Origin of the sequence: Streptomyces sp. NBC_00207, assembly GCF_045160965.1 — a bacterium.
Classification (GTDB): Bacteria; Actinomycetota; Actinomycetes; order Streptomycetales; family Streptomycetaceae; genus Streptomyces.
Genome location: NZ_CP130715.1, coordinates 7,842,762 through 7,861,193, shown reverse-complemented (window position 1 = coordinate 7,861,193; position 18,432 = coordinate 7,842,762). Strand labels below are relative to the sequence as shown.

Genomic DNA, 18,432 nt, shown 5'->3' with positions numbered 1-18,432 from the left:
AGGAACGGATCCGCACGCGGACACCGGACCCACCCCAACGGCGGACACCGTCGCCCCCTCCTGCCGTTCGCCGCGCCGTTCGACCGTTCACCGCCCGGCACGGCCGCCCGGCGGACGACCCGGTGCCTTGGGCGCATCGCCGGGGCGGGACGGTTCCCGGGGGGCCCGCCGCAGGTCAGGGTGAACGGGACGCCTCCCCTACGGACCCCGTACGGACCCCTGACAGCCCCCACGCACCTCGGAAGGAGCCCCTCGTGCCGCTCTCCCCCGCCCTCCCGCACACGGACCCCGAGGCGCTGGCCGAACTCCAGCGCGACCACGGGCGGGCCCTGTTCGGCTTCCTGCTCGGCCTCACCGCAGGGGACGCACAGCGCGCGGAGGACCTCGTACAGGAGACCCTCGTACGGGTCTGGCAGCACCCGGAAGCCCTGGCGAGCGGGCACGACTCCATGCGGCCGTGGCTGTTCACGGTGGCCCGGCGGCTCGCCATCGACGCCCGCCGGGCCCGGCTGTCACGGCCGCTGGAGGTGGAGGCGGAGGGACTGGAGCAGGCGCCCGCCCCCGACGACGCGGTGTCCGGCTCGGTCACGGCGATCGACGTCCGGCGGGCCGTGGGGTCCCTGGGGCAGGAGCACCGCGAGGTGCTGATGCAGGTCTACTTCCGGGACCGGTCGGTGGCGGAGGCCGCCGCCGAGCTCGGGATCCCGGCCGGTACCGTCAAGTCCCGTACGTACTACGCCCTTCGCGCCCTGCGGAAGGGTCTCCAGGGGTACGGCTACGGCCTCGGCGCCTGAGCCTCCGCCGCGCGCGGACATCGGGGCAACGGGTCCGGGAACGCCGTGAAGAGATGCGGACCGGACAAAAAACGCAGGGAATTGGGCATAAGTGCGTCCAAGTTGCGTAAACATCCCCCGCTGCGCGAGCCGCTCGGTGAAGGCTCGGGGCTGACGACGACGGGACGCTCGACGCGTGGGAGAAGGTGGAACGGTGCAGCCCGAGGGTATGAACGGCACCAGTGACGGCGGGCTCGCGGTGCCCATGGCCTGGCTCTACGCCGAGTACATCGCGGACGAACTGCTGCGTACGGGCCGGCTGATCCCGGTCAGCACCCTGGAGTTCCGGGCCGGACGCGACACGCTCGCCCTGACGATCTACCTGTCGGACGCCGCCGGCGAGCTCTCCGGGATCCGCGTGGTCTCGCAGCTCGACGAGTGGATGTCGCTGACGGCGTACGGGCATCCCTGGCGGGACTGGGTGCACACGCGGTTCCTCGCGCTGGGCGAGGAGGCCAGGGAGCGCGACCGCGGCGAGGACCCCGACCTGGAGCTGGCCCGGGCGGCGTGGCGCTGGCTGGACCGCACCGAGCTCTTCGCCACCAACCTCGACCCCGGCCGGCACGGCCACGCCGACACCCCGCCGGGACTGGACGAGAACGCCCGGGTGTGGACCCCGGCCTGGCAGCTCGGGCTGCCCCTGGGCCACTTGGCGATGCACCTGTTCTGACGCCCTACGTGGACCGTTCTGCCGGGTCCGTCACCAGGCCGGTGAAATCCGCCTCGTTGCGCTCGGCGCAGGTGACGTACCACCGGGCGATGAGCCACATCACCGGGTACACCAGCAGGCCGAGCGCCACCCACACCAGCGGCCCCGACGCGGCCCGCGGCACCGCGAACACCAGCGGCAGCGACCCGACCAGTGCCGCGAGCGCGCCCAGCGCCCCCAGCCCGGCGCGCAGCTGGCTGCGCATCAGGGCCCGTACGTAGGTGGCCCCGAGGGTGGTCTGCTCGGAGATCTCCGAGCGGGCCGGGGCGTGTGCGGGCGCCCGGCGCCGGGCGCCCCGGGGCACCCCGGTGACGATCTCGCGCCGGGGCGGCGACTGCTGCTGCTCCTCCGCCATGGCGTGGGAGTCTACGCAGCGCCCCGCTATTTGAGGAGACGCGACAGCCGCCGGTCGGCCAGCGGCTTACCGCCCGTCTGGCAGGTGGGGCAGTACTGGAGCGAGGAGTCGGCGAAGGACACCGAGCGCACGGTGTCCCCGCACACCGGGCACGGCTCTCCGTCCCGCCCGTGGACGCGCAGCCCGCTCTTCTTCTCGGCCTTGAGCGCACCGGCGGCCACGCCGTGCGCCCGGGCGACGGCCTCGCCCAGGGTGGCGCGCACGGCCTCGTAGAGGTGGGTCACCTGGTCGTCGTCGAACGAGGCGGCCAGCTTGAAGGGGGAGACCTTCGCCGCGTGCAGGATCTCGTCGCTGTACGCATTGCCGATGCCCGCGATGACGCTCTGGTCGCGCAGCACGCCCTTGATCTGGCGCCGTTCCCCGTCGAGCAGTGCGGCGAAGGCGTCCCGGTCGAAGTCCCCGGCCAGCGGGTCGGGGCCGAGGCGGGCGATGCCGGGGACCTCCTGGGGGTCGTGGACCACGTAAACGGCGAGGCGCTTCTGGGTCCCGGCCTCGGTGAGGTCGAAACCGCCGCCGCCCTCCAGTACGACGCGCAGCGCGAGCGGCCCCTTGCCGGGGCGCGGCGGCTGCGCGGGCAGGGCGTCCTGCCAGCGCAGCCAGCCGGCCCGGGCCAGATGGGTGACGAGGTGGAGCCCGCCGATCCGCAGGGCCAGGAACTTGCCGTACCGGGCGGTGGCGCCCGCCGGCTGTCCCTCGAGAGCGGACAGCGGCGGGTCGTACGTCTTGAGCACGCTGACGGCTAGCGGGAGGACGCGCTCGACCACCCGCCCGGTGAGGTGCTCGTCGAGGTACTCCCGCAGGGCCTCGACCTCGGGCAGCTCCGGCATGGGTCCAGCCTGCCGCCGCCTCAGGCGAAACGCGAGCCGGGCACGGGCCCCGGTGAGGCGACCCGGTCGCGGGGCGCCGAGAGCCAGTCCCTGCGGACCGCCGTCACGAACGCCCGGAAGGCCTCGTCCGGGTCGGCCGGGGTGGCGCCGTCGCCCTCGTCCGGGCCCGGGTCGGCCGCCGCGATCTCGTCGGCGATCTCCGCCTCGGGCCGGTCGTCGTCCTGCCACGGCGGGGCGACGTACTGGCAGAGCAGCGCGCTGAAGTCCGCGCTCACCGCGGGCGGATCGGTCCAGCAGGTGGCGTGCTCGTGGAGGATCTGGCCGTCGGCGCGCTCGCGCAGCGTGCGGACGAGTTCCCGGTCGGCCGCGTTCAGGTCGTAGGAGACGACGAGGGTGTCCGCCCGGTTCGGTTCGTACGGCACGGCGGGCAGCCCCAGCACCCGGGCGGCGGCGAGCCCGAGGATCCGGTCGGACCGGCCGGGCAGCAGCGAGACCGTGGCGGGGCTGCGCCCGGCGGCCTCCAGCGCGAGCGCGAGCCGGGCCAGGCCGCGGCGGCACTGTTCGGGACTGTCGCCGAGGTAGGCGTACCGGCCCGTCATCCCGGCGTCCCAGCCGTACGGGGACAGGGTGCCGAGCAGGCCGCCGGTGAGCCCGTAGTGCCAGCCGCGCAGGTCGGCGGCGCCGAGCGGGTCGGGGTGGCCCGCCGCCGTCTGGGCCCGGCGGGACCGGCCGCTGCGCAGCACCTGGCGTGCCTGGCGCTCGCGCGCGCCGGACCACTGGGGGTCCTCGGGGGCGGGGAGGTCGGCGAGCAGCCCCTCCGCGGTGTCCAGGTCCCCGGCCAGCAGGGTGTGGTGGACCAGCAGGTACGTCTCGGGCCAGGCGGGCAGCCGGTCGCCGCGGCCGGAGAGCAGCGCGGCGGCCTCGGTGTGCCGGTGCTCGTCCTCCAGGGCGGAGACCAGCTCGGCGAGGAGCGGCCGCGAGTCGGGGAGCAGCCGGAGCGCCTCGCGCAGGGGCGCGACGGCGAGGAAGGCGACGCCGCGCTCCACGCACGCGTAGCCGAAGTCGTAGAGGGCCTGCGGTTCGTCGGCCCGCTCGGCGGCGGCCCCGGCGGCGTCGGCCAGGTCGGCGAAGCCGGCATTCTCGGCCAAGGCCCTTGTGGCGTTGGCGAGTTCGGCGACGGGGAGGGTCTCCGCGCGGGGGCGCAGTGAACGCACGGCTCCGGGCAGATCCCCTGCCTTGAGCAGCCGGCGGACGTCATCCATGGCGATAGTCATCGCCATGGATCCTCACGGACCGGGCGGCGCCCCGCAACGGACTTTCCCCGCCTGGCGCGAGTGGGGGCGGCAGGGACGGCTAGCCCATGACGAACTCGCACCACACGCACTTGCCGCCGCCCCGCGGTTCCACGCCCCACACGTCCGCCAGCCGGTCGACCAGCATCAGGCCGCGTCCCGAGACCCCCGCCTCCCCCGCCTCGCGCCGCCGCGGCAGCGCGCTGGAGCGGTCCTCGACCTCCACCCGGAGCCTGCGTTCGTGGCCCGCCAGGATGCGCAGGGTGACGATCGCCGGGCCGTCGGTGTGCATCAGGGCGTTCACGATCAGCTCGTCCGCGACCAGTTCGATCTCGTCGGACCGCTCCCGCGCGCCCCACGCGCGCACCGCCGCGCCGATCATGTGGCGGGCCGCCACCAGGGCCTCGGGGTCGCCGGGTGCCACGTGCTGCTGCAGGCGGCTGCCGGCCTGGGGTGCGGCCGCCACCTCGCGGCGCAGCAGGAGCAGTGCCATGTCGTCGTTTCCTCCCCGGTCGTCGCCGAGCGCACACAGCCGGTCCGCCAGGAACTGCAGGTCGGCCGGTCCGCTGCGGATCTGGGAGGTCAGCAGCTGGATGCCGTCGTCGAGGTCGGCGCCGGGCTGTTCCACCAGGCCGTCGGTGCACAGCAGGAGCGTCTCCCCCGGGTCCAGTTCCACCGTGGTCACCGGGTATTCGAGCTGGCCGAACTCCGCCGAGAGGCCGAGCGGCATCCCGCCGCCCACCGGGAGCCGGTGGCAGTCCCCGTCGCGGGTGCGCAGCAGGGGGTCGATGTGGCCGGCCCGTACCAGCTGGAGCACGCCGGTGGAGAGGTCGGCCTCCGCGTAGGTGCAGGTCGCGAAGCGGTCCGTGTCCAGTTCGTGCAGGAAGACGGAGGCGCGGGCCATGACGGTGCCGGGCGAGTGGCCCTCGGCCGCGTACGCGCGCAGGACGATCCGCAGCTGGCCCATGACCGCCGCCGCGTGCGTGTCGTGGCCCTGCACGTCGCCGATGACGGCGCCGACCCGGCCGCCCGGCAGCGGGATGACGTCGTACCAGTCGCCGCCGATGTCCCGGCCCATCCGGGCCGAGCGGTACCGTACGGCGATCTCCCCGCCGGGCACGGAGGGTATCCGCCTCGGCAGCATGGCCTGCTGCAGGCCCTCGGCGAGGTCGTGCTCCTGCTCCAGCAGCATGGCCCGCTGGAGGCTCTGCGCGATGCTGCTGCCCAGGGCGACGAGCAGGTTGCGTTCCTCCTGGGTGAAGCCGTCCTTGTCCTGGTAGAGCAGCCCGATCGCGCCGATGGGGCGGGCCTGGGCGATGAGCGGCAGATAGGCGGCCGCCGAGATGCGCATGTACGAGATCTTCGACCAGAGCTCGGGATAGCCCTCGGCGAACTCCTCCGCGGAGTCGAGGAAGCGCGGCTGCAGCGAGCGGACGACCTCGCTCATCGGGTACTGCTCGTCGATCCGGGTGTAGCGGGTGCCGGGGACGAAACTGTCCTGGGGGCCCTCGGCCACGAGGTGGATGCGCCCGGCCTCGACGAGGCCCATCACCATGCCCATGGAGCCGAGCCGCTCCAGGCCGTGGGCGTCGCCGATGACGTCGATGACGTCCCGTACGGTCCGGGCGTGCGCGAGGGCGGCGGTCGTGGACTCGACCACCGAGGTCTGACGGCGCCGCTCCTCGTCCAGGCCGAGGCGCTCCGCCGAGTGGCTGAGCTCGTCGGTCGCGTCTCGGACGATGCCGATGATGCGGTACGGCCGCCCGTCAGGGCCGCGCATGACGCGGCCCTGGGTGTGCGTCCAGCGCAGCCGCCCGTCGCGGCAGCGGATGCGGAAGTAGGCGCCGTAGCTGTCCACCCCGCTCTTGAGGGCGGAGGAGACGAGGGCGTCGAGACGGGCCGACTCGGTGGCCGGGACGCGGGGGGAGAGCGACTCGGGCCGGCCGTCGTATGCGTCGGGGGTCGTGTCGAAGACGTCGAGGGCCGCTTCGTCCATGTGCATGAGACCGGTCACGAGGTCCCAGTCGAAACTGCCCATGCGGTTCAGCGAGAGCGACCGGTCCGGGTGTGCGGGCCAGTCGTCCGGCAGCGATACGGCGGTCGGCACCGATCCACCATGACACACGGGCCGGTCAGGCGCTCTCCAGCGACTGGCTTCCGTCGGAGGGCTGCGGCTGCAGGCCCGGGTCGGCGTACGGGTCCGTGTACGGGTCGGCGGAGGGGGCCGTGAACGGGTCTGCGTAGGGATCGGCGTACGGATCGGCGTAGGGGTCGTTCGGCTGCGGCACCGTTCCGTCGGGCTCGGGGAGGAGTCCCGGGTCGTTCGGGGCGGGCTGCGTCAGGTCGAACGGGATGTCCGAGTGGACGTTCGGGGGCACGTCGCCCGGCAGGTCGGAGGGGACGTCCGACGGGCTGTCCGAGCGCGGCTGCTGCGGCCGGGTGACGGAGTCCGACGGCGAGCCCGGGGTCTGCGGGACGCCCGGGCTCTGCGGCGGGTTCTCGCCCTGCGGGTTCTGCGCGGCCGGTCCGGTCGGCCTGCAGTCGGGCGCAGCGGCCGCCGGATCGCTCTGGCACGGCTCGCCCGAGGCGGACCCGGACGGGGTGACGGGCCCCGTCGGGATTCCGTCGGCCGGGTCGTACTGGGGCAGGGTGCGCGGGGGCCGGTCCTGGGCCCCGTCGTCGCCCCGCTTGCGCTCGATCCAGGTGTTGTCGGCGATGTTGACGATCACCAGGTTGTTGATCACGTTGGGGGTGGGTTCGATGACGACGACCTGGTTGGGCTGGTAGCCGCTCCACGGGTCGCCCTTGTGCACCGGGGACCCCTTGGCGGCGAGCGGGGAGGCCAGCGGGTTTCCGCAGCCGCAGCGCACCCGGGGCATCCCGTGTTCGTCGACGAGGACGGCGGTGCCGGCCTGCAGGACGGACTGGAAGCCGTCGGCGGCGCCGTCGCGGAAGGCGTGGTTGGTGACGCGGGTGTCGGCGCGCAGTACGACGGGGGTCAGGCCGCGCAGGAACTCGGGGATGCTCGCCTGCTCGATGTCCGCGACCTGGGCGAAGGCGCGGGCCTTGGCGTCGTCGGCGGTCAGGAAGCGGACCTGCTGTTCCACGTCGCAGCTGCCGAGCCGCTGGGTGCCGCCGTACAGGCCGGGGGTGGCCGCGTTGATGGTGCGGATGCCCTGTCCGGTCGGGTTGGGCAGCGGCGGCTGTACGGGGGCGGACTCGGCGGTGGCCGAGGAGGCGGTGAAGGGGTCGGGGCCGGCGGAGGCCACGGGCTGGAGGTAGACCTCCTGGCTCTCGGGTCCGGCCGCGCTCTTGGGCTCCTCGGCGCCGCCGCAGCCTGCGGCGAACAGGCTGAGGAGGGCCAAGAGGGCGGCGCCGGCCGGTAGGTGACGGCCCGACGTCTGACGAGGTGTCGGAACTGACGGTGCGTGCACGTGAATCTCCCTTTTCGCCCCGGTTGCTCCCTCTTGTCTGCCCCATGCGCGCGGGACCCGCAACCGGAGGGCGTCTTGAACATGTTCAAGGAAGGCCGTAGGCTCACCGCCGTGAGTTGAACGCGTTCAAGGCGTTTGGCCGCAGCGTTGGGGGGAGTCCAGGGTGACGGTACTGGTGAACGTGATCGTCACCCTGGGCATGCTGTACGTCGTCCCGGCGGGCCTGCGCCTGATCGACCCGGCCGGGCTCCGCCGGACCGCCCGTCTCTGGCCGCTGCTCGCCGCCCCCGGGGCGCTGTGCCTCTGGCTGCCGCGCGGGCTGCCCGCCACGGCGCTCGCCGCACTCTACGCGGCGGCCTGCCTGGCGCTCGCGGCCCGGGCCCCGGTCCGGCTGCTGCGGGGCCGTGCCCCGGGGCGCGCCCCGGCCCCGCCCGAGATCGCCGTCGCCACCGCGCTGGCCTCGCCCTCGATCGCCGGGACCGCGCTGGTCGCCGAGCGCGCCGGGTACCGGCTGTTCGGCTTCGACCTCGACATCCTGGCGCTGACCGTGCCGCACTTCCACTTCGCCGGGTTCGCGGCCGCACTGGTCGCCGGGCTCGTGTGCCGGGCCCTCCGGGACCGGCCCGCGACGGGGCTCTCGCGCTGGGCCGCGTACAGCGTTCCTGCGGGCACCCTGCTCGTGCTCCTCGGCTACTTCGTCGACGACTGGGCGGAGCTGGTGGGCGCCGTCGTGCTGACCGGCGGGATGTGGGCCGTGGCCCTGCTGACCTGGCGGGAGATCCGGCCCGCGGCCCGGGACCGCGCCACGCGGGCGCTGCTCGCGACCTCGGCGGCCGTGCTGGTGGCCACCATGCTGCTCACCCTGTGGTGGGCGGTCGGCGAGGCCACCGGGATCGTGCATCCCACCCTGACCTGGATGGCCGCCACCCACGGCCTCGGGAACGCCCTCGGCTTCGCCCTCTGCTCGGTACTGGCCTGGCGACGGCTCACCACCGGCCCCATCGACCGCCGACCGCCCGCCGACGGCGACCGGCCGCTCACCGCCGATCACCCACCGCAGGCCATCCGCCACTGACCATCCCCCCCACTGACCACCCACCGACTGGAGACCTCGCCATGACCCGCCTCATCAGCGCCGGCCGGGACACCGTCAACTACCCCGACAGGGGCGCGACGGCCCACCGGCCGCTGCCCGCCGGATACCACCACCTGAACCACCGCACCCGCCTCGGGCGCGGCCGGGCCGTCTTCGAGGCCGCCGGCACCGCGGTGACCACCTTCCACGCGCACCGCGCCTCGGGGATGCGGGTGCGCGCCGATGCCGGCGCCGTCCGTCCCGGCAGCCGCGTGGTCGTCGGGATCGGCGTGGGGCCGCTGCGTATCGACGCCCCGTGCCAGGTGATCTGGACGGCGTACGAGCCCGCCCGGATCGGTTTCGCCTACGGGACCCGGCCCGGCCACCCCGAGTGCGGCGAGGAGTCCTTCATCGTGGACATGGACCCCGACGGCTCCGTGTGGTTCACGGTGACCGCATTCAGCCGCCCGAACAGCTGGTACACCCGCCTCGCCGGCCCGGTGGTCCCCTTCCTCCAGCTGCGCTACGCCCGCTGGCTGGGCCACCACCTGCGCAAGCTGGCCACCGCCGCCTGACCGGTCCGATACTGGAGGCGATGGACTGGTTCACGGCGCCCGGATACTGGCTCGCCCGGCTGGTCTTCCAGCGGGCGCTGGCCGGTGTCTACCTCGTCGCCTTCGTCGGGGCCGCCCTGCAGTTCCGGGCCCTGATCGGAGCGCACGGCATGCTGCCCGTGCCGCGCTACGTGCGGTACGTGCCATTCCGGCGCGCCCCGAGCCTGTTCCAACTGCGCTACTCCGACCGGCTCTTCGCCGGCTGCGCCTGGACCGGAGCGGCCCTGGCCGCGGCACTGGCCGCCGGGGCCGGGGACGAGATTCCACTGGGCGCCGCCATGGCGATGTGGGCCCTGCTGTGGCTGCTCTACCTCTCCATCGTGAACGTCGGGCAGACCTGGTACTCCTTCGGCTGGGAGTCGCTGCTGCTGGAGGTGGGCTTCCTCGCCGTGTTCCTCGGCAACGCCCGGGCCGGACCGCCGGTGCTGGTGCTGTGGCTGCTGCGGTGGGTGGTCTTCCGCGTGGAATTCGGGGCCGGGCTGATCAAGATGCGCGGGGACTCCTGCTGGCGCAAGCTGACCTGCCTCTACTTCCACCACGAGACGCAGCCGATGGCCGGGCCGCTGAGCTGGTTCTTCCACCATCTGCCGAAGCCGCTGCACCGGGTGGAGTGCGCGGCCAACCACGTGACCCAACTGGTCGTCCCCGTCCTGCTGTTCACCCCGCAGCCGGTGGCCTCGTACGCCGCCGGGATCATCGTCGCGACGCAGCTGTGGCTGGTGCTGTCCGGCAACTTCGCCTGGCTGAACTGGCTGACGATCACGCTGGCCCTGTCGGCCGTGGACTTCACCGGGCTCGCGGGCGCTCCGCCGGCCGCCGCCTCGCAGGGGGCTCCCGTGTGGTTCGTGGTCCTGGTCTGCGCGGTGACCGTACTCGTCCTGTTCCTCAGCCGGCACCCGGTGCTCAACATGGTCTCGCGCCGCCAGGTGATGAACCGCTCCTTCGACGCGCTGCACCTGGTCAACACCTACGGGGCCTTCGGCTCGGTCGGCCGGGTCCGCATGGAGGTGGTGGTGGAGGGCACCGCGGACCGGGTGCCGCACGAGGACGGGGCCTGGCGGGAGTACGGCTTCCGGGGCAAACCGACCGAGCTGCGCAGGATGCCGTGCCAGTTCGCCCCGTACCACCTGCGGCTGGACTGGCTGATGTGGTTCGCGGCCATCTCCCCCGGCTACGCGCGGGACTGGTTCGGGCCGTTCGTGGAACGGCTCCTGGCGGGCGACCGGGACACCCTGCGACTGCTGCGCCACAACCCCTTCCCGGACGCGCCGCCCGTCTACGTCCGGGCCCTGCTCTACCGCTACCGGTTCACCACCTGGCGGGAGCTGCGCGAGACGGGGGCCTGGTGGCACCGCACGCTGGTGCGCGAGTACCTCCCGCCGACCCGTCTCGCGGACGCCTGGCTGTCAGAGCCCGAGTAGGGCGGCCTCCCGCTCGGCGTCGAGTCCGGGGGCCGGCCGGTCGGACCGCTGCGGGGCCTGCCCGCCGAGAGTGCGGAGCCAGGCCCACGTGTCGGCCACGGTCTCCTCGACCGGGCGGCACTTCAGGCCGGCTTCCAGCGCCCTGGTCACGTCCCCGCCGAACATGTAGTCGTGCAGCTCGCCCTCGGGGAGCCAGACCGGGAGTTCGGTCCAGGGCTCGACGCCGGCCTCGATGATCAGCGCGGGTTCGGTCCAGCGCAGTTCGGCGCGGCCGCCGGTGACGGCGGCGCAGGCGCCGAGGAGAGCGCCCATGGTGGCGTGCCCGGCCGGGGAGACGATGTTGTACGGGCCGCCGAGCCCGGCCTCGGCCGCGTCCAGGGTCCAGCGCGCGAGGTCGCGCACGTCGATGTACTGGAGCGGGAGCTCGCGGGGGCCGGGGGCGAGCACCGGGCCGCCCCGTGCGGCGCGGTTCAGCCACCACGGCAGCCGGCCGACGTTCTCGTACGGGCCGAGGATGAGTCCGGCGCGCACGAGCAGGGCGCGGTCACCGAAGGCGTCCAGGGCGGCGAGTTCACCGCCCCGCTTGTCCTCGGCGTAGGCGGTCGCCGCGGAGTCCGGCGACCCCTCGACGAGGGGGCCGTCCTCCCCCAGCCCGGTGGGCGCCGGGTAGGTGTACACCGAGCGGCTGGAGATGTACGCGTACCTCCCGGCGCGGGCGCTCAGCAGGCTGGCGCTGTCACGCACCGCCGTGGGGGCGCCGCCCCAGGTGTCGACGACGAGGTCCCACTCCCCCGCGGCGAGGGCGTCCAGGCCCCCGGGAGCGGTGCGGTCCCCGTGCAGGGCCGAGGCGCCCGGCGGCGGCGCGTGGTGTCCGCGGTGGAAGACGGTCACCTCCCAGCCCCGGTCGAGGGCCTCCTCGGTGACCGCGCGTCCGACGAATTCGGTACCACCCAGCATCAGCAGTTTCATGCGCACCAGCCTGCCGGTGCCGGGCGGGGCGGCGGAAGCGGTGATCGCCGACAGCGATGACGCTCAGGGCGTACGCGGGACGGGAACCCGCCGGGAAAGGGCAGCGCCCCCGGTGCCGATCGGCACGAGGGGCGCTCTGCACTGCTCTGCGGATCAGTCGATTCCGGGCAGGATGTGCGATTCCGCGAGGTCGTCCTCGTACCCCGCGAGCCGGATCGGGGCGGAGCGGGCCCAGACCTCGAGGCTGCCGAGTTCGTCGGTCCGGGGCTTCTTCGCCCGCGATGCCGGTCGCTCCAGCAACGTCGGTTCGGGCTGCGTCATTTCAGTCACCGCGCACTCCTTTATGTCGCGTAACCCGGCAGGCGGACCGCGCGCCGAGCAAGGGATCAAGGGTTTTCCGGACGCGGTGGCGCCTTAGTGGAGCGCGGCCCGGATGGGGGCCGTCTTGATGCCCCAGAGTACACATATGAGCGGACCTCCGCTCGATAGGAAGGCAAAATCCGCTGCGCCCTCTTAGTTTCGTCCCGAGTTCAGCAAGTCGTAGGTCGGCGGGTACGTGTCGGATGGTGTGCTCGGACCCGGATGCGCGAGGCGCGACGGAGGGGGTCGGCGGTGTCGAGGTCCGGAGCGGCGGAGGCCGAAGTGCCGTACGTCACAAGCGTGGTGGAGCTGATGGACCTGCTGCACGGCAGCCGCGACGACCATGCCCTGAGGACGGCGGCGCTGATCCGCCGCTCACACCCCTCCGACAAGGAACTGCAGCTCGCGGGCTTGCTGCACGACATCGGCAAGCTGCTCCGTCCGGGTGACGGAGCGCGACACGCCGTGTTCGCAGCGGAGGCGGTGCGCCCGCTGCTGGGTGAGCGGGTGGCCCGGCTCGTACGGCTGCACGCGTCGGCCACGGGGAGCGACCGGGCCGGCGGGGCCGACGGGCAGGGCGACGACGCCGACGCGGTGGCCACCCTGCGCCAGGCCCGTGACGCGGCCGCCGGGTCCGGACTGGACGCGGGCGTGCTGGAGGACTGGCGGCCGCTGCTGGAACTGGTCGCGGCCGGGTCCTGCCGGGCCGCATCCGCCCGGAACGCGATCGACCCCCTCGGTTCGCCGAGGGGGTCGATCGCGGGCATGCCGTAGGCCCGGGGGCCGCCGGGGCTACCAGTTCGCCGGGGCGTAGTCCTTCAGGAAGACGCCGAACAGGTCCTCGCCGGCCTCGCCGCGGACGACCGGGTCGTAGACGCGGGCCGCGCCGTCGACCAGGTCGAGCGGGGCGTGGAAGCCCTCCTCGGCGAGGCGCAGCTTGTCGAAGTGCGGGCGCTCGTCGGTGATCCAGCCGGTGTCGACCGAGGTCATCAGGATGCGGTCGGTCTGGAACATCTCCTGGCCGCTCGTCCGCGTCACCATGTTCATGGCCGCCTTGGCGGCATTGGTGTTCGGGTGCCCCGCTCCCTTGTAGCCGCGGCTGAAGACGCCCTCCATCGCCGAGACGTTGACGACGTACGCACGCCCGCTGGACGCCTTCCGGGCAGCCTCGGCCATGGCCGGCCGGAGGGCGCTGATCAGGATGAACGGCGACGTGTAGTTGCACAGCTGGGTCTCGAGCAGCTCCACCGGGGAGATCTGGTCGATGGTCTGCACCCAGGTGTTGCTCTCGACGACGTCGGGCAGCAGGCCGCCCGCGTCGATGGCGGTGCCGTCGAGGTGCCGCTCCAGGCTGGCGTTGCCCGCGACGAGGGCGAGGTCGGCGACCTTCTGCGCTTCGAGCCCGCTCACCCCGACGGGCAGCGCCGTCAGGCCGTCGACCGCGCCGGAGTTGAAGGCGCCGATGACGTGGTGGGCGGGGAGCTCGCCGGCGGGCAGCGGGGCGGCCTCCCCCTCGACCAGCGCCGCGTAGGCGGTGGGCAGCCGGCGCACGGTCTGCGTCGCGTTGTTGATCAGGATGTCGAGCGGACCGGCCGCGGCCACCTGGTCGGCGAGGGCCACGGCCTGGGCCGGGTCGCGCAGGTCTATGCCCACGACCTCCAGCCGGTGCATCCACTCCGCCGAGTCCTCCATCGCCTTGAAGCGGCGGATGGCGTCCTTGGGGAAGCGCGTGGTGATGGTGGTGTGGGCGCCGTCGCGCAGCAGCCGCAGCGCGATGTACATGCCGATCTTGGCCCGGCCGCCCGTGAGCAGCGCGCGCTTGCCGGTGAGGTCGGCGCGGGCCTCGCGCCTGGCCCGGTTCTCGACGGCGCACTCCGGGCAGAGCTGGTGGTAGAAGTAGTCGACCTCGACGTACCGCGTCTTGCAGATGTAGCAGGAGCGCGGGCGCTGGAGTATCCCGGCGATCCGGCCGGCCTCCGTGACCGAGGAGGGCAGGATGCCCTCGGTCTCGTCGTCGATGCGCTCGGCGGAGCCGGTCGCGGTGGCCTCGGTGACGGCCTTGTCGTTGGCGGTCTTGGCGGCGCGGCGCTCCTGGCGGCGGCGCTGCTTGACCGTGCGGTACAGGCCGGCGGTGGCGCGGCGTACGGTGATGGCGTCGGGATGGTCGACGTCGAGCTTGTCCAGCTCGTCGAGCACGCTGAGGCAGAGAGCCAGTCGCTCGGGGTCGATGCCCGGCCCGTAGGCCTGCCCGTGGTCGAGGCTTTCTTCGGTCACCGTCATGGCCGCTGCCGTTCCTTGATCACTCGTCCGCATCCGCCTGCTGCGGAAGTCCTCAAAAGGGGAACTGTACGGATCCCACGCGCCTGGAGCCAAACCCGCTCCGGGAATCCTCACGGACCGAGAGCGGCCGGTCACTTAAGGGGTCGGCCGTGGTGGTTGCGGGGCACCTCAGGGGTCGCCTTCCGCTGCCGTAAGGGCCACGCTGGCGTACTCCTGTACTACGCCGGGAGTATGACCGGTGACCACCTGTGGGCGGAGGAATAGCGCAGATGGGTCGGGCATTGTGGACCTTATGAGTGCACTGGCGCTGGCGGTCCTGCTCTGTCTCGTGTCCGCCTTGGCCTACGCGGGTGGCGCGATCGTCCAGGAACGGGTCGCGGCGAGCACGCCGGACCGCCCGTACGCCCCGCTGCGGCGGGGCGGCTGGTGGGTGGCGGTGGGGCTGAACGGCCTGGGCGCACTGTTGCACGTGGTGGCCCTCGCGTACGGACCCCTGAGCCTGGTGCAGCCGCTGGGTGCGCTCACCATCGTCTTCGCCCTGCCGATGGCGGCCGTCTTCGTACGGCGCCGGGCGGGCGCGGCGGCCTGGCGCGGGGCGGTGCTGGCCACGGTGGGCCTGGCCGGGCTGCTGGCGCTGACCGGCGGGGACGGCCGGGCGGAGCAGTCCCTGGCGGGCGGTGAGGGGAGCATGCTGCTGACGGTGACCGGGGCGGCGGTGGCCGTGCTGTTCGTGGCGGCGCAACGGATGCGCCGGGCGGTGCTGCACAGCGTGCTGCTGGCCGCGGCCGCCGGTACCGCCTTCGGCATGGCCTCCGTGTTCACCAAGTCGGTGGCCGAAAGCTTCGCCCCCGGTGCGCTGGGCGGGCTGTGGCCCGACCTCACGGCGATCGCGGCGCTGGCGGCCGCCGGGCTGCTGCTGTCGCAGGCGGCCTACCGGGGCGCCGGGCTGACCGCGCCGCTGGCCACCGTGACGGTGATCAACCCGGTGGTCGCGGCGACGGTCGGCATCACGCTGTTCGACGAGGGCTTCCGGTACGGGGCCGCGGGCACGGCCGCGGCGGTGGCCAGCGCCCTCGTGGCGGCCGCCGGCCTGGTCCTGCTCACGGTCGTGCCCGCGCACGTGCGCGGGTCAGATGCGGACCCCGTGGCCCCGGAGGTACTTCAGCGGGTCGATGTCGGAGCCGTATCCGGGTCCCGTGCGCATCTCGAAGTGCAGGTGCGGGCCGGTGGTGTTGCCGGTCGAGCCGGAGCGGCCGATCCGCTGGCCTCCGGAGACCTGCTGGCCGGCCTTGACGCCGAGGGCCGAGAGGTGGGCGTACTGGGAGTACCGGCCGTCGGTGTGGCGGATGACGACCTGGTAGCCGTAGGCACCGGCCCAGCCGGCGGAGACGATCTGGCCGGGCCCGACCGACTTGACGGTGGTGCCCGTCGCCACGGGGAAGTCGACGCCCGTGTGGTAGCCGCTGGACCAGTGGGAGCCCGAGACGCGGTACGCGGTGCCGAGGGCGGCGTCGACGGGGGCGGAGAAACCGCCCGCATCCGGCTTCTGCTGCGCTGAGGCGGGCTGCGTCGCGGGCTTCTCGGCCGGTTTTTCGGCTGGTTTTTCGGCCGGTTTCGGTGGCGCGGGCTTTTCTGCGGGCTTCTCGGCCGCCGGCTCCCCCGGCTTCACCGGGTCGGCGGTCCGCGGCGGCTTCTCGGGGTCCTGCCTGGCGGGCGGGGGCGTCGCGGGCTCGGTCGGCGGCTTGGCCGGTGTGGCGGTGATCCGCAGGGTGAGCCGCTGGCCCGGGAAGATCAGGTTCGGGTTGGGCCCCACGGTGGCCCGGTTGGTCTCGTACAGCGCCTGCCAGCCGCCCTCGACGTGCTGATCGGTGGCGATGGCGGAGAGCGAGTCGCCGGGTGCGACGACGTACGGGTTCGGCAGGACGGAGGTCCCCGTCGGGCGGGGTGCGCCGGTCTGCGCCGGGGCCGCCGTCTTCACCGGCTGGGACGGTGCCACGGCCTTGGGCTGCGCCGCGGACTGCGCCCTGGGCTGCGACGGCGCCTGCGGGGCGACGGCCGGTGCCGGGCCGCTGCGGGTGAGGCCGGCCTTCTTGCCGCACTGCGGCCACGCACCGGGGCCCTGGCCCTTCAAAACCTTCTCCGCGACCGCGATCTGCTGGTCCTTGGTGGCGAGGTCGGCGCGCGGTGCGTAGGCGGTGCCGCCGAAGGCCCGCCAGGTGCTCTGGCTGAACTGGAGGCCGCCGTAGTAGCCGTTCCCGGTGTTGATGCGCCAGTTGTTGGTGGATTCGCAGGTGGCGACCTTGTCCCAGGTGTCCACGGTGGCGGCGTGCGCGACCCCGGCGCCGATGAGCGGGAGCGCCATCCCGGCGCCGCCGGCGGTGACGGCCAGTGAGGCCCGGTTGATGCTGCTCGGCTGATACCGGCGGTGCCGGCCCCGTACACCCATGGGAGCCCCCCTCGAAGACATCAGGAACCGCACAACTTAACGTTGCGAACAGGGCATGACAAGGGGCGCAACGGGGCGCTTGTCAGCGGTACTTGACGGTGTGTTGCCCGTCATGAGATCCACATGCGACCGCGTGGGGGTAGCGTCGGCAGTCCCGCACACCGAAGCACACCGAAGCACGCAGGAGCGCAACGATGAGCACCAGCACAGCCCAGATCGGCGTCACCGGGCTCGCCGTCATGGGCAGCAACCTCGCCCGCAACTTCGCCCGCAACGGATTCACGGTGGCCGTCCACAACCGGACCGCCGCCAAGACCACGGCCCTGGTGGAGGAATTCGGGCACGAGGGCAGTTTCGTGGCCGCCGAGTCGGCGAAGGAGTTCGTCGACGCGCTGGAGCGCCCGCGCCGCATCGTCATCATGGTGAAGGCCGGGGACCCGACCGACGCCGTGATCCGCGAGTTCGCCCCGCTCCTGGAGGAGGGCGACGTCATCATCGACGGCGGCAACGCCCACTTCGAGGACACCCGGCGCCGCGAGAGGGAACTGCGCGAGCAGGGCATCCACTTCGTCGGCGTGGGCATCTCCGGCGGCGAGGAGGGCGCGCTCCTCGGCCCGAGCATCATGCCCGGCGGCTCGGAGGAGTCGTGGGCGTCACTCGGCCCGCTGCTGGAGAAGATCTCCGCAAAGGCCGCCGACGGTACGCCGTGCACCTCCCACGTGGGCCCCGACGGCGCCGGCCACTTCGTCAAGATGGTGCACAACGGCATCGAGTACGCCGACATGCAGCTGATCGCCGAGGCCTACCACCTGCTGCGCGAGGTGGCCGGCTACTCCCCCGAGAAGATCGCGGAGACCTTCCGCGGCTGGAACCGGGGGCGCCTGGACTCGTACCTGATCGAGATCACGGCGGAGGTGCTCGCGCACACGGACGCCGCGACCGGCCGGCCGTACGTCGACGTCGTGGCCGACGCCGCCGAGCAGAAGGGCACCGGCCGCTGGACCGTGCAGATCGCCCTGGACCTGGGGGTGCCGGTGTCGGGGATCGCCGAGGCGGTCTTCGCCCGCGCCGTCTCCGGCCACGCGGACCTGCGGACGGCCGCACGCGGGCTCGCGGGCCCGACCGCCGCCGCGCTCGCGCCGGAGGCGGCGGAGGCCTTCGCCGCACAGGTGGAGCAGGCGCTCTACGCGTCGAAGATCGTCTCGTACACCCAGGGGTTCCACCAGATCCGCGCGGGCAGCGAGGAGTACGGGTGGGGCGTGGACCTGGGCGCGATGGCCTCGCTGTGGCGCGGCGGCTGCATCATCCGGGCCGCGTTCCTCGACCGGATCCGGGCGGCGTACGACGCCCGGCCGGAGCTTCCGAGCCTGCTGGCGGACCCGGGCTTCGCCGATGAGATCGGCGCGGCGCAGGAGGACTGGCGTGCGGTGATCGTGGCGGCCGTGGGCCAGGGCATCCCGGTACCGGCGTTCGCGGCCTCGCTCGCGTACTACGACGCCCTGCGCGCCGAACGGCTGCCGGCGGCCCTCACCCAGGGGCAGCGTGACTTCTTCGGGGCGCACACCTACCGGCGGACCGACCGCGAGGGTTCGTTCCACACCCTCTGGAGCGGCGACCGCTCGGAGGTCCGCACGGACTGACGTCCGGTCCGGGACTCCCCGGCCGGGGGCCTAGCTGAGGGGCCCCGGCTGGGGGATCGGCGCGGGCCCTGGGGGCGGGGGGATCGGGTCCGGCTCGGGCACCGGCCCGGGCACGGG

At 73.5% G+C, this 18,432-nt stretch carries 16 protein-coding genes and 1 pseudogene; 8 read left to right on the top strand and 9 right to left on the bottom strand.

From position 1 onward, the window contains the following. Positions 1 to 254 precede the first annotated feature (254 nt). Both OG472_RS36285 and OG472_RS36280 read left to right on the top strand, forming a co-directional pair. A complete protein-coding gene (locus tag OG472_RS36285; RefSeq protein ID WP_401605586.1) occupies positions 255 to 794 on the top strand; it encodes a sigma-70 family RNA polymerase sigma factor in 540 nt (179 codons plus the stop codon). Between the two features lie 208 nt (positions 795 to 1,002). After that, on the top strand, positions 1,003 to 1,503 hold the full coding sequence (locus OG472_RS36280; protein ID WP_361759354.1) for a hypothetical protein: 501 nt from the start codon (positions 1,003 to 1,005) through the stop codon (positions 1,501 to 1,503). Positions 1,504 to 1,507: 4 nt separating this feature from the next. Here the strand turns inward: OG472_RS36280 and OG472_RS36275 are convergent, their stop codons facing one another. From OG472_RS36275 to OG472_RS36255, 5 genes are all read right to left on the bottom strand, one after another. Continuing rightward, the gene (locus OG472_RS36275) at positions 1,508 to 1,897 is read right to left on the bottom strand and encodes a hypothetical protein (RefSeq protein ID WP_401605583.1); all 390 of its coding nucleotides are present in this window, start codon (positions 1,895 to 1,897) and stop codon (positions 1,508 to 1,510) included. Positions 1,898 to 1,923: 26 nt separating this feature from the next. Next, positions 1,924 to 2,784 carry an Fpg/Nei family DNA glycosylase gene (locus OG472_RS36270; protein WP_405942496.1) on the bottom strand — a complete coding sequence of 287 codons (861 nt, stop codon included), beginning with the start codon at positions 2,782 to 2,784 and terminating at the stop codon, positions 1,924 to 1,926. Between the two features lie 20 nt (positions 2,785 to 2,804). Next, entirely contained in the window at positions 2,805 to 4,058 is a 1,254-nt protein-coding gene (locus OG472_RS36265; RefSeq protein WP_405942495.1) for a hypothetical protein, read from the bottom strand. Between the two features lie 79 nt (positions 4,059 to 4,137). Continuing rightward, the gene (locus tag OG472_RS36260; RefSeq protein WP_405942494.1) at positions 4,138 to 6,201 is read right to left on the bottom strand and encodes a SpoIIE family protein phosphatase; all 2,064 of its coding nucleotides are present in this window, start codon (positions 6,199 to 6,201) and stop codon (positions 4,138 to 4,140) included. 7 nt (positions 6,202 to 6,208) lie between these two features. Then, complete coding sequence (locus OG472_RS36255) at positions 6,209 to 7,441, bottom strand: DUF6777 domain-containing protein (protein WP_405942493.1); 1,233 nt, start codon at positions 7,439 to 7,441, stop codon at positions 6,209 to 6,211. A gap of 232 nt (positions 7,442 to 7,673) precedes the next feature. Between OG472_RS36255 and OG472_RS36250 the strand changes: the two genes are divergently transcribed. The 3 genes from OG472_RS36250 to OG472_RS36240 are packed head-to-tail and all read left to right on the top strand — an operon-like array spanning position 7,674 to position 10,620. Further along, entirely contained in the window at positions 7,674 to 8,585 is a 912-nt protein-coding gene (locus tag OG472_RS36250) for a YndJ family protein (protein WP_405942492.1), read from the top strand. Between the two features lie 41 nt (positions 8,586 to 8,626). After that, positions 8,627 to 9,160 carry a DUF1990 family protein gene (locus OG472_RS36245; RefSeq protein WP_401606446.1) on the top strand — a complete coding sequence of 178 codons (534 nt, stop codon included), beginning with the start codon at positions 8,627 to 8,629 and terminating at the stop codon, positions 9,158 to 9,160. A 20-nt stretch (positions 9,161 to 9,180) separates the two neighbouring features. Continuing rightward, positions 9,181 to 10,620, top strand: a complete 1,440-nt coding sequence (locus OG472_RS36240) for a lipase maturation factor family protein (protein WP_405942491.1) — start codon at positions 9,181 to 9,183, stop codon at positions 10,618 to 10,620. Here OG472_RS36240 and OG472_RS36235 read toward each other — a convergent pair. Both OG472_RS36235 and OG472_RS36230 read right to left on the bottom strand, forming a co-directional pair. After that, positions 10,606 to 11,589, bottom strand: a complete 984-nt coding sequence (locus OG472_RS36235; RefSeq protein WP_405942490.1) for an NAD-dependent epimerase/dehydratase family protein — start codon at positions 11,587 to 11,589, stop codon at positions 10,606 to 10,608. The genes OG472_RS36240 and OG472_RS36235 overlap by 15 nt on opposite strands. Before the next feature lie 153 nt (positions 11,590 to 11,742). Then, the gene (locus OG472_RS36230) at positions 11,743 to 11,919 is read right to left on the bottom strand and encodes a hypothetical protein (protein ID WP_361759439.1); all 177 of its coding nucleotides are present in this window, start codon (positions 11,917 to 11,919) and stop codon (positions 11,743 to 11,745) included. Between the two features lie 312 nt (positions 11,920 to 12,231). Here OG472_RS36230 and OG472_RS36225 point away from each other — a divergent pair, with 312 nt between their 5' ends. Beyond that, positions 12,232 to 12,723: an HD domain-containing protein gene (locus OG472_RS36225; RefSeq protein WP_401605567.1), complete on the top strand. Its 492-nt coding sequence runs from the start codon at positions 12,232 to 12,234 to the stop codon at positions 12,721 to 12,723. A gap of 18 nt (positions 12,724 to 12,741) precedes the next feature. On the opposite strand, the gene OG472_RS36220 is transcribed toward OG472_RS36225, so the two are convergent. Next, positions 12,742 to 14,229 (bottom strand): SDR family NAD(P)-dependent oxidoreductase, encoded by a 1,488-nt coding sequence (locus tag OG472_RS36220; protein ID WP_405942489.1) that lies wholly within the window; start codon positions 14,227 to 14,229, stop codon positions 12,742 to 12,744. Between the two features lie 292 nt (positions 14,230 to 14,521). Between OG472_RS36220 and OG472_RS36215 the strand changes: the two are divergent. Continuing rightward, a pseudogene (locus OG472_RS36215) lies at positions 14,522 to 15,334 on the top strand (DMT family transporter); the annotation flags it as partial. Between the two features lie 24 nt (positions 15,335 to 15,358). Here OG472_RS36215 and OG472_RS36210 read toward each other — a convergent pair. Beyond that, a complete protein-coding gene (locus tag OG472_RS36210) occupies positions 15,359 to 16,675 on the bottom strand; it encodes a transglycosylase family protein (RefSeq protein WP_405833140.1) in 1,317 nt (438 codons plus the stop codon). Positions 16,676 to 16,869: 194 nt separating this feature from the next. On the opposite strand from OG472_RS36210, the gene gndA reads away from it, so the two are divergent. Then, positions 16,870 to 18,315, top strand: a complete 1,446-nt coding sequence (gene gndA / locus OG472_RS36205) for an NADP-dependent phosphogluconate dehydrogenase (RefSeq protein ID WP_401605560.1) — start codon at positions 16,870 to 16,872, stop codon at positions 18,313 to 18,315. The last annotated feature ends 117 nt before the right edge of the window (positions 18,316 to 18,432 follow it).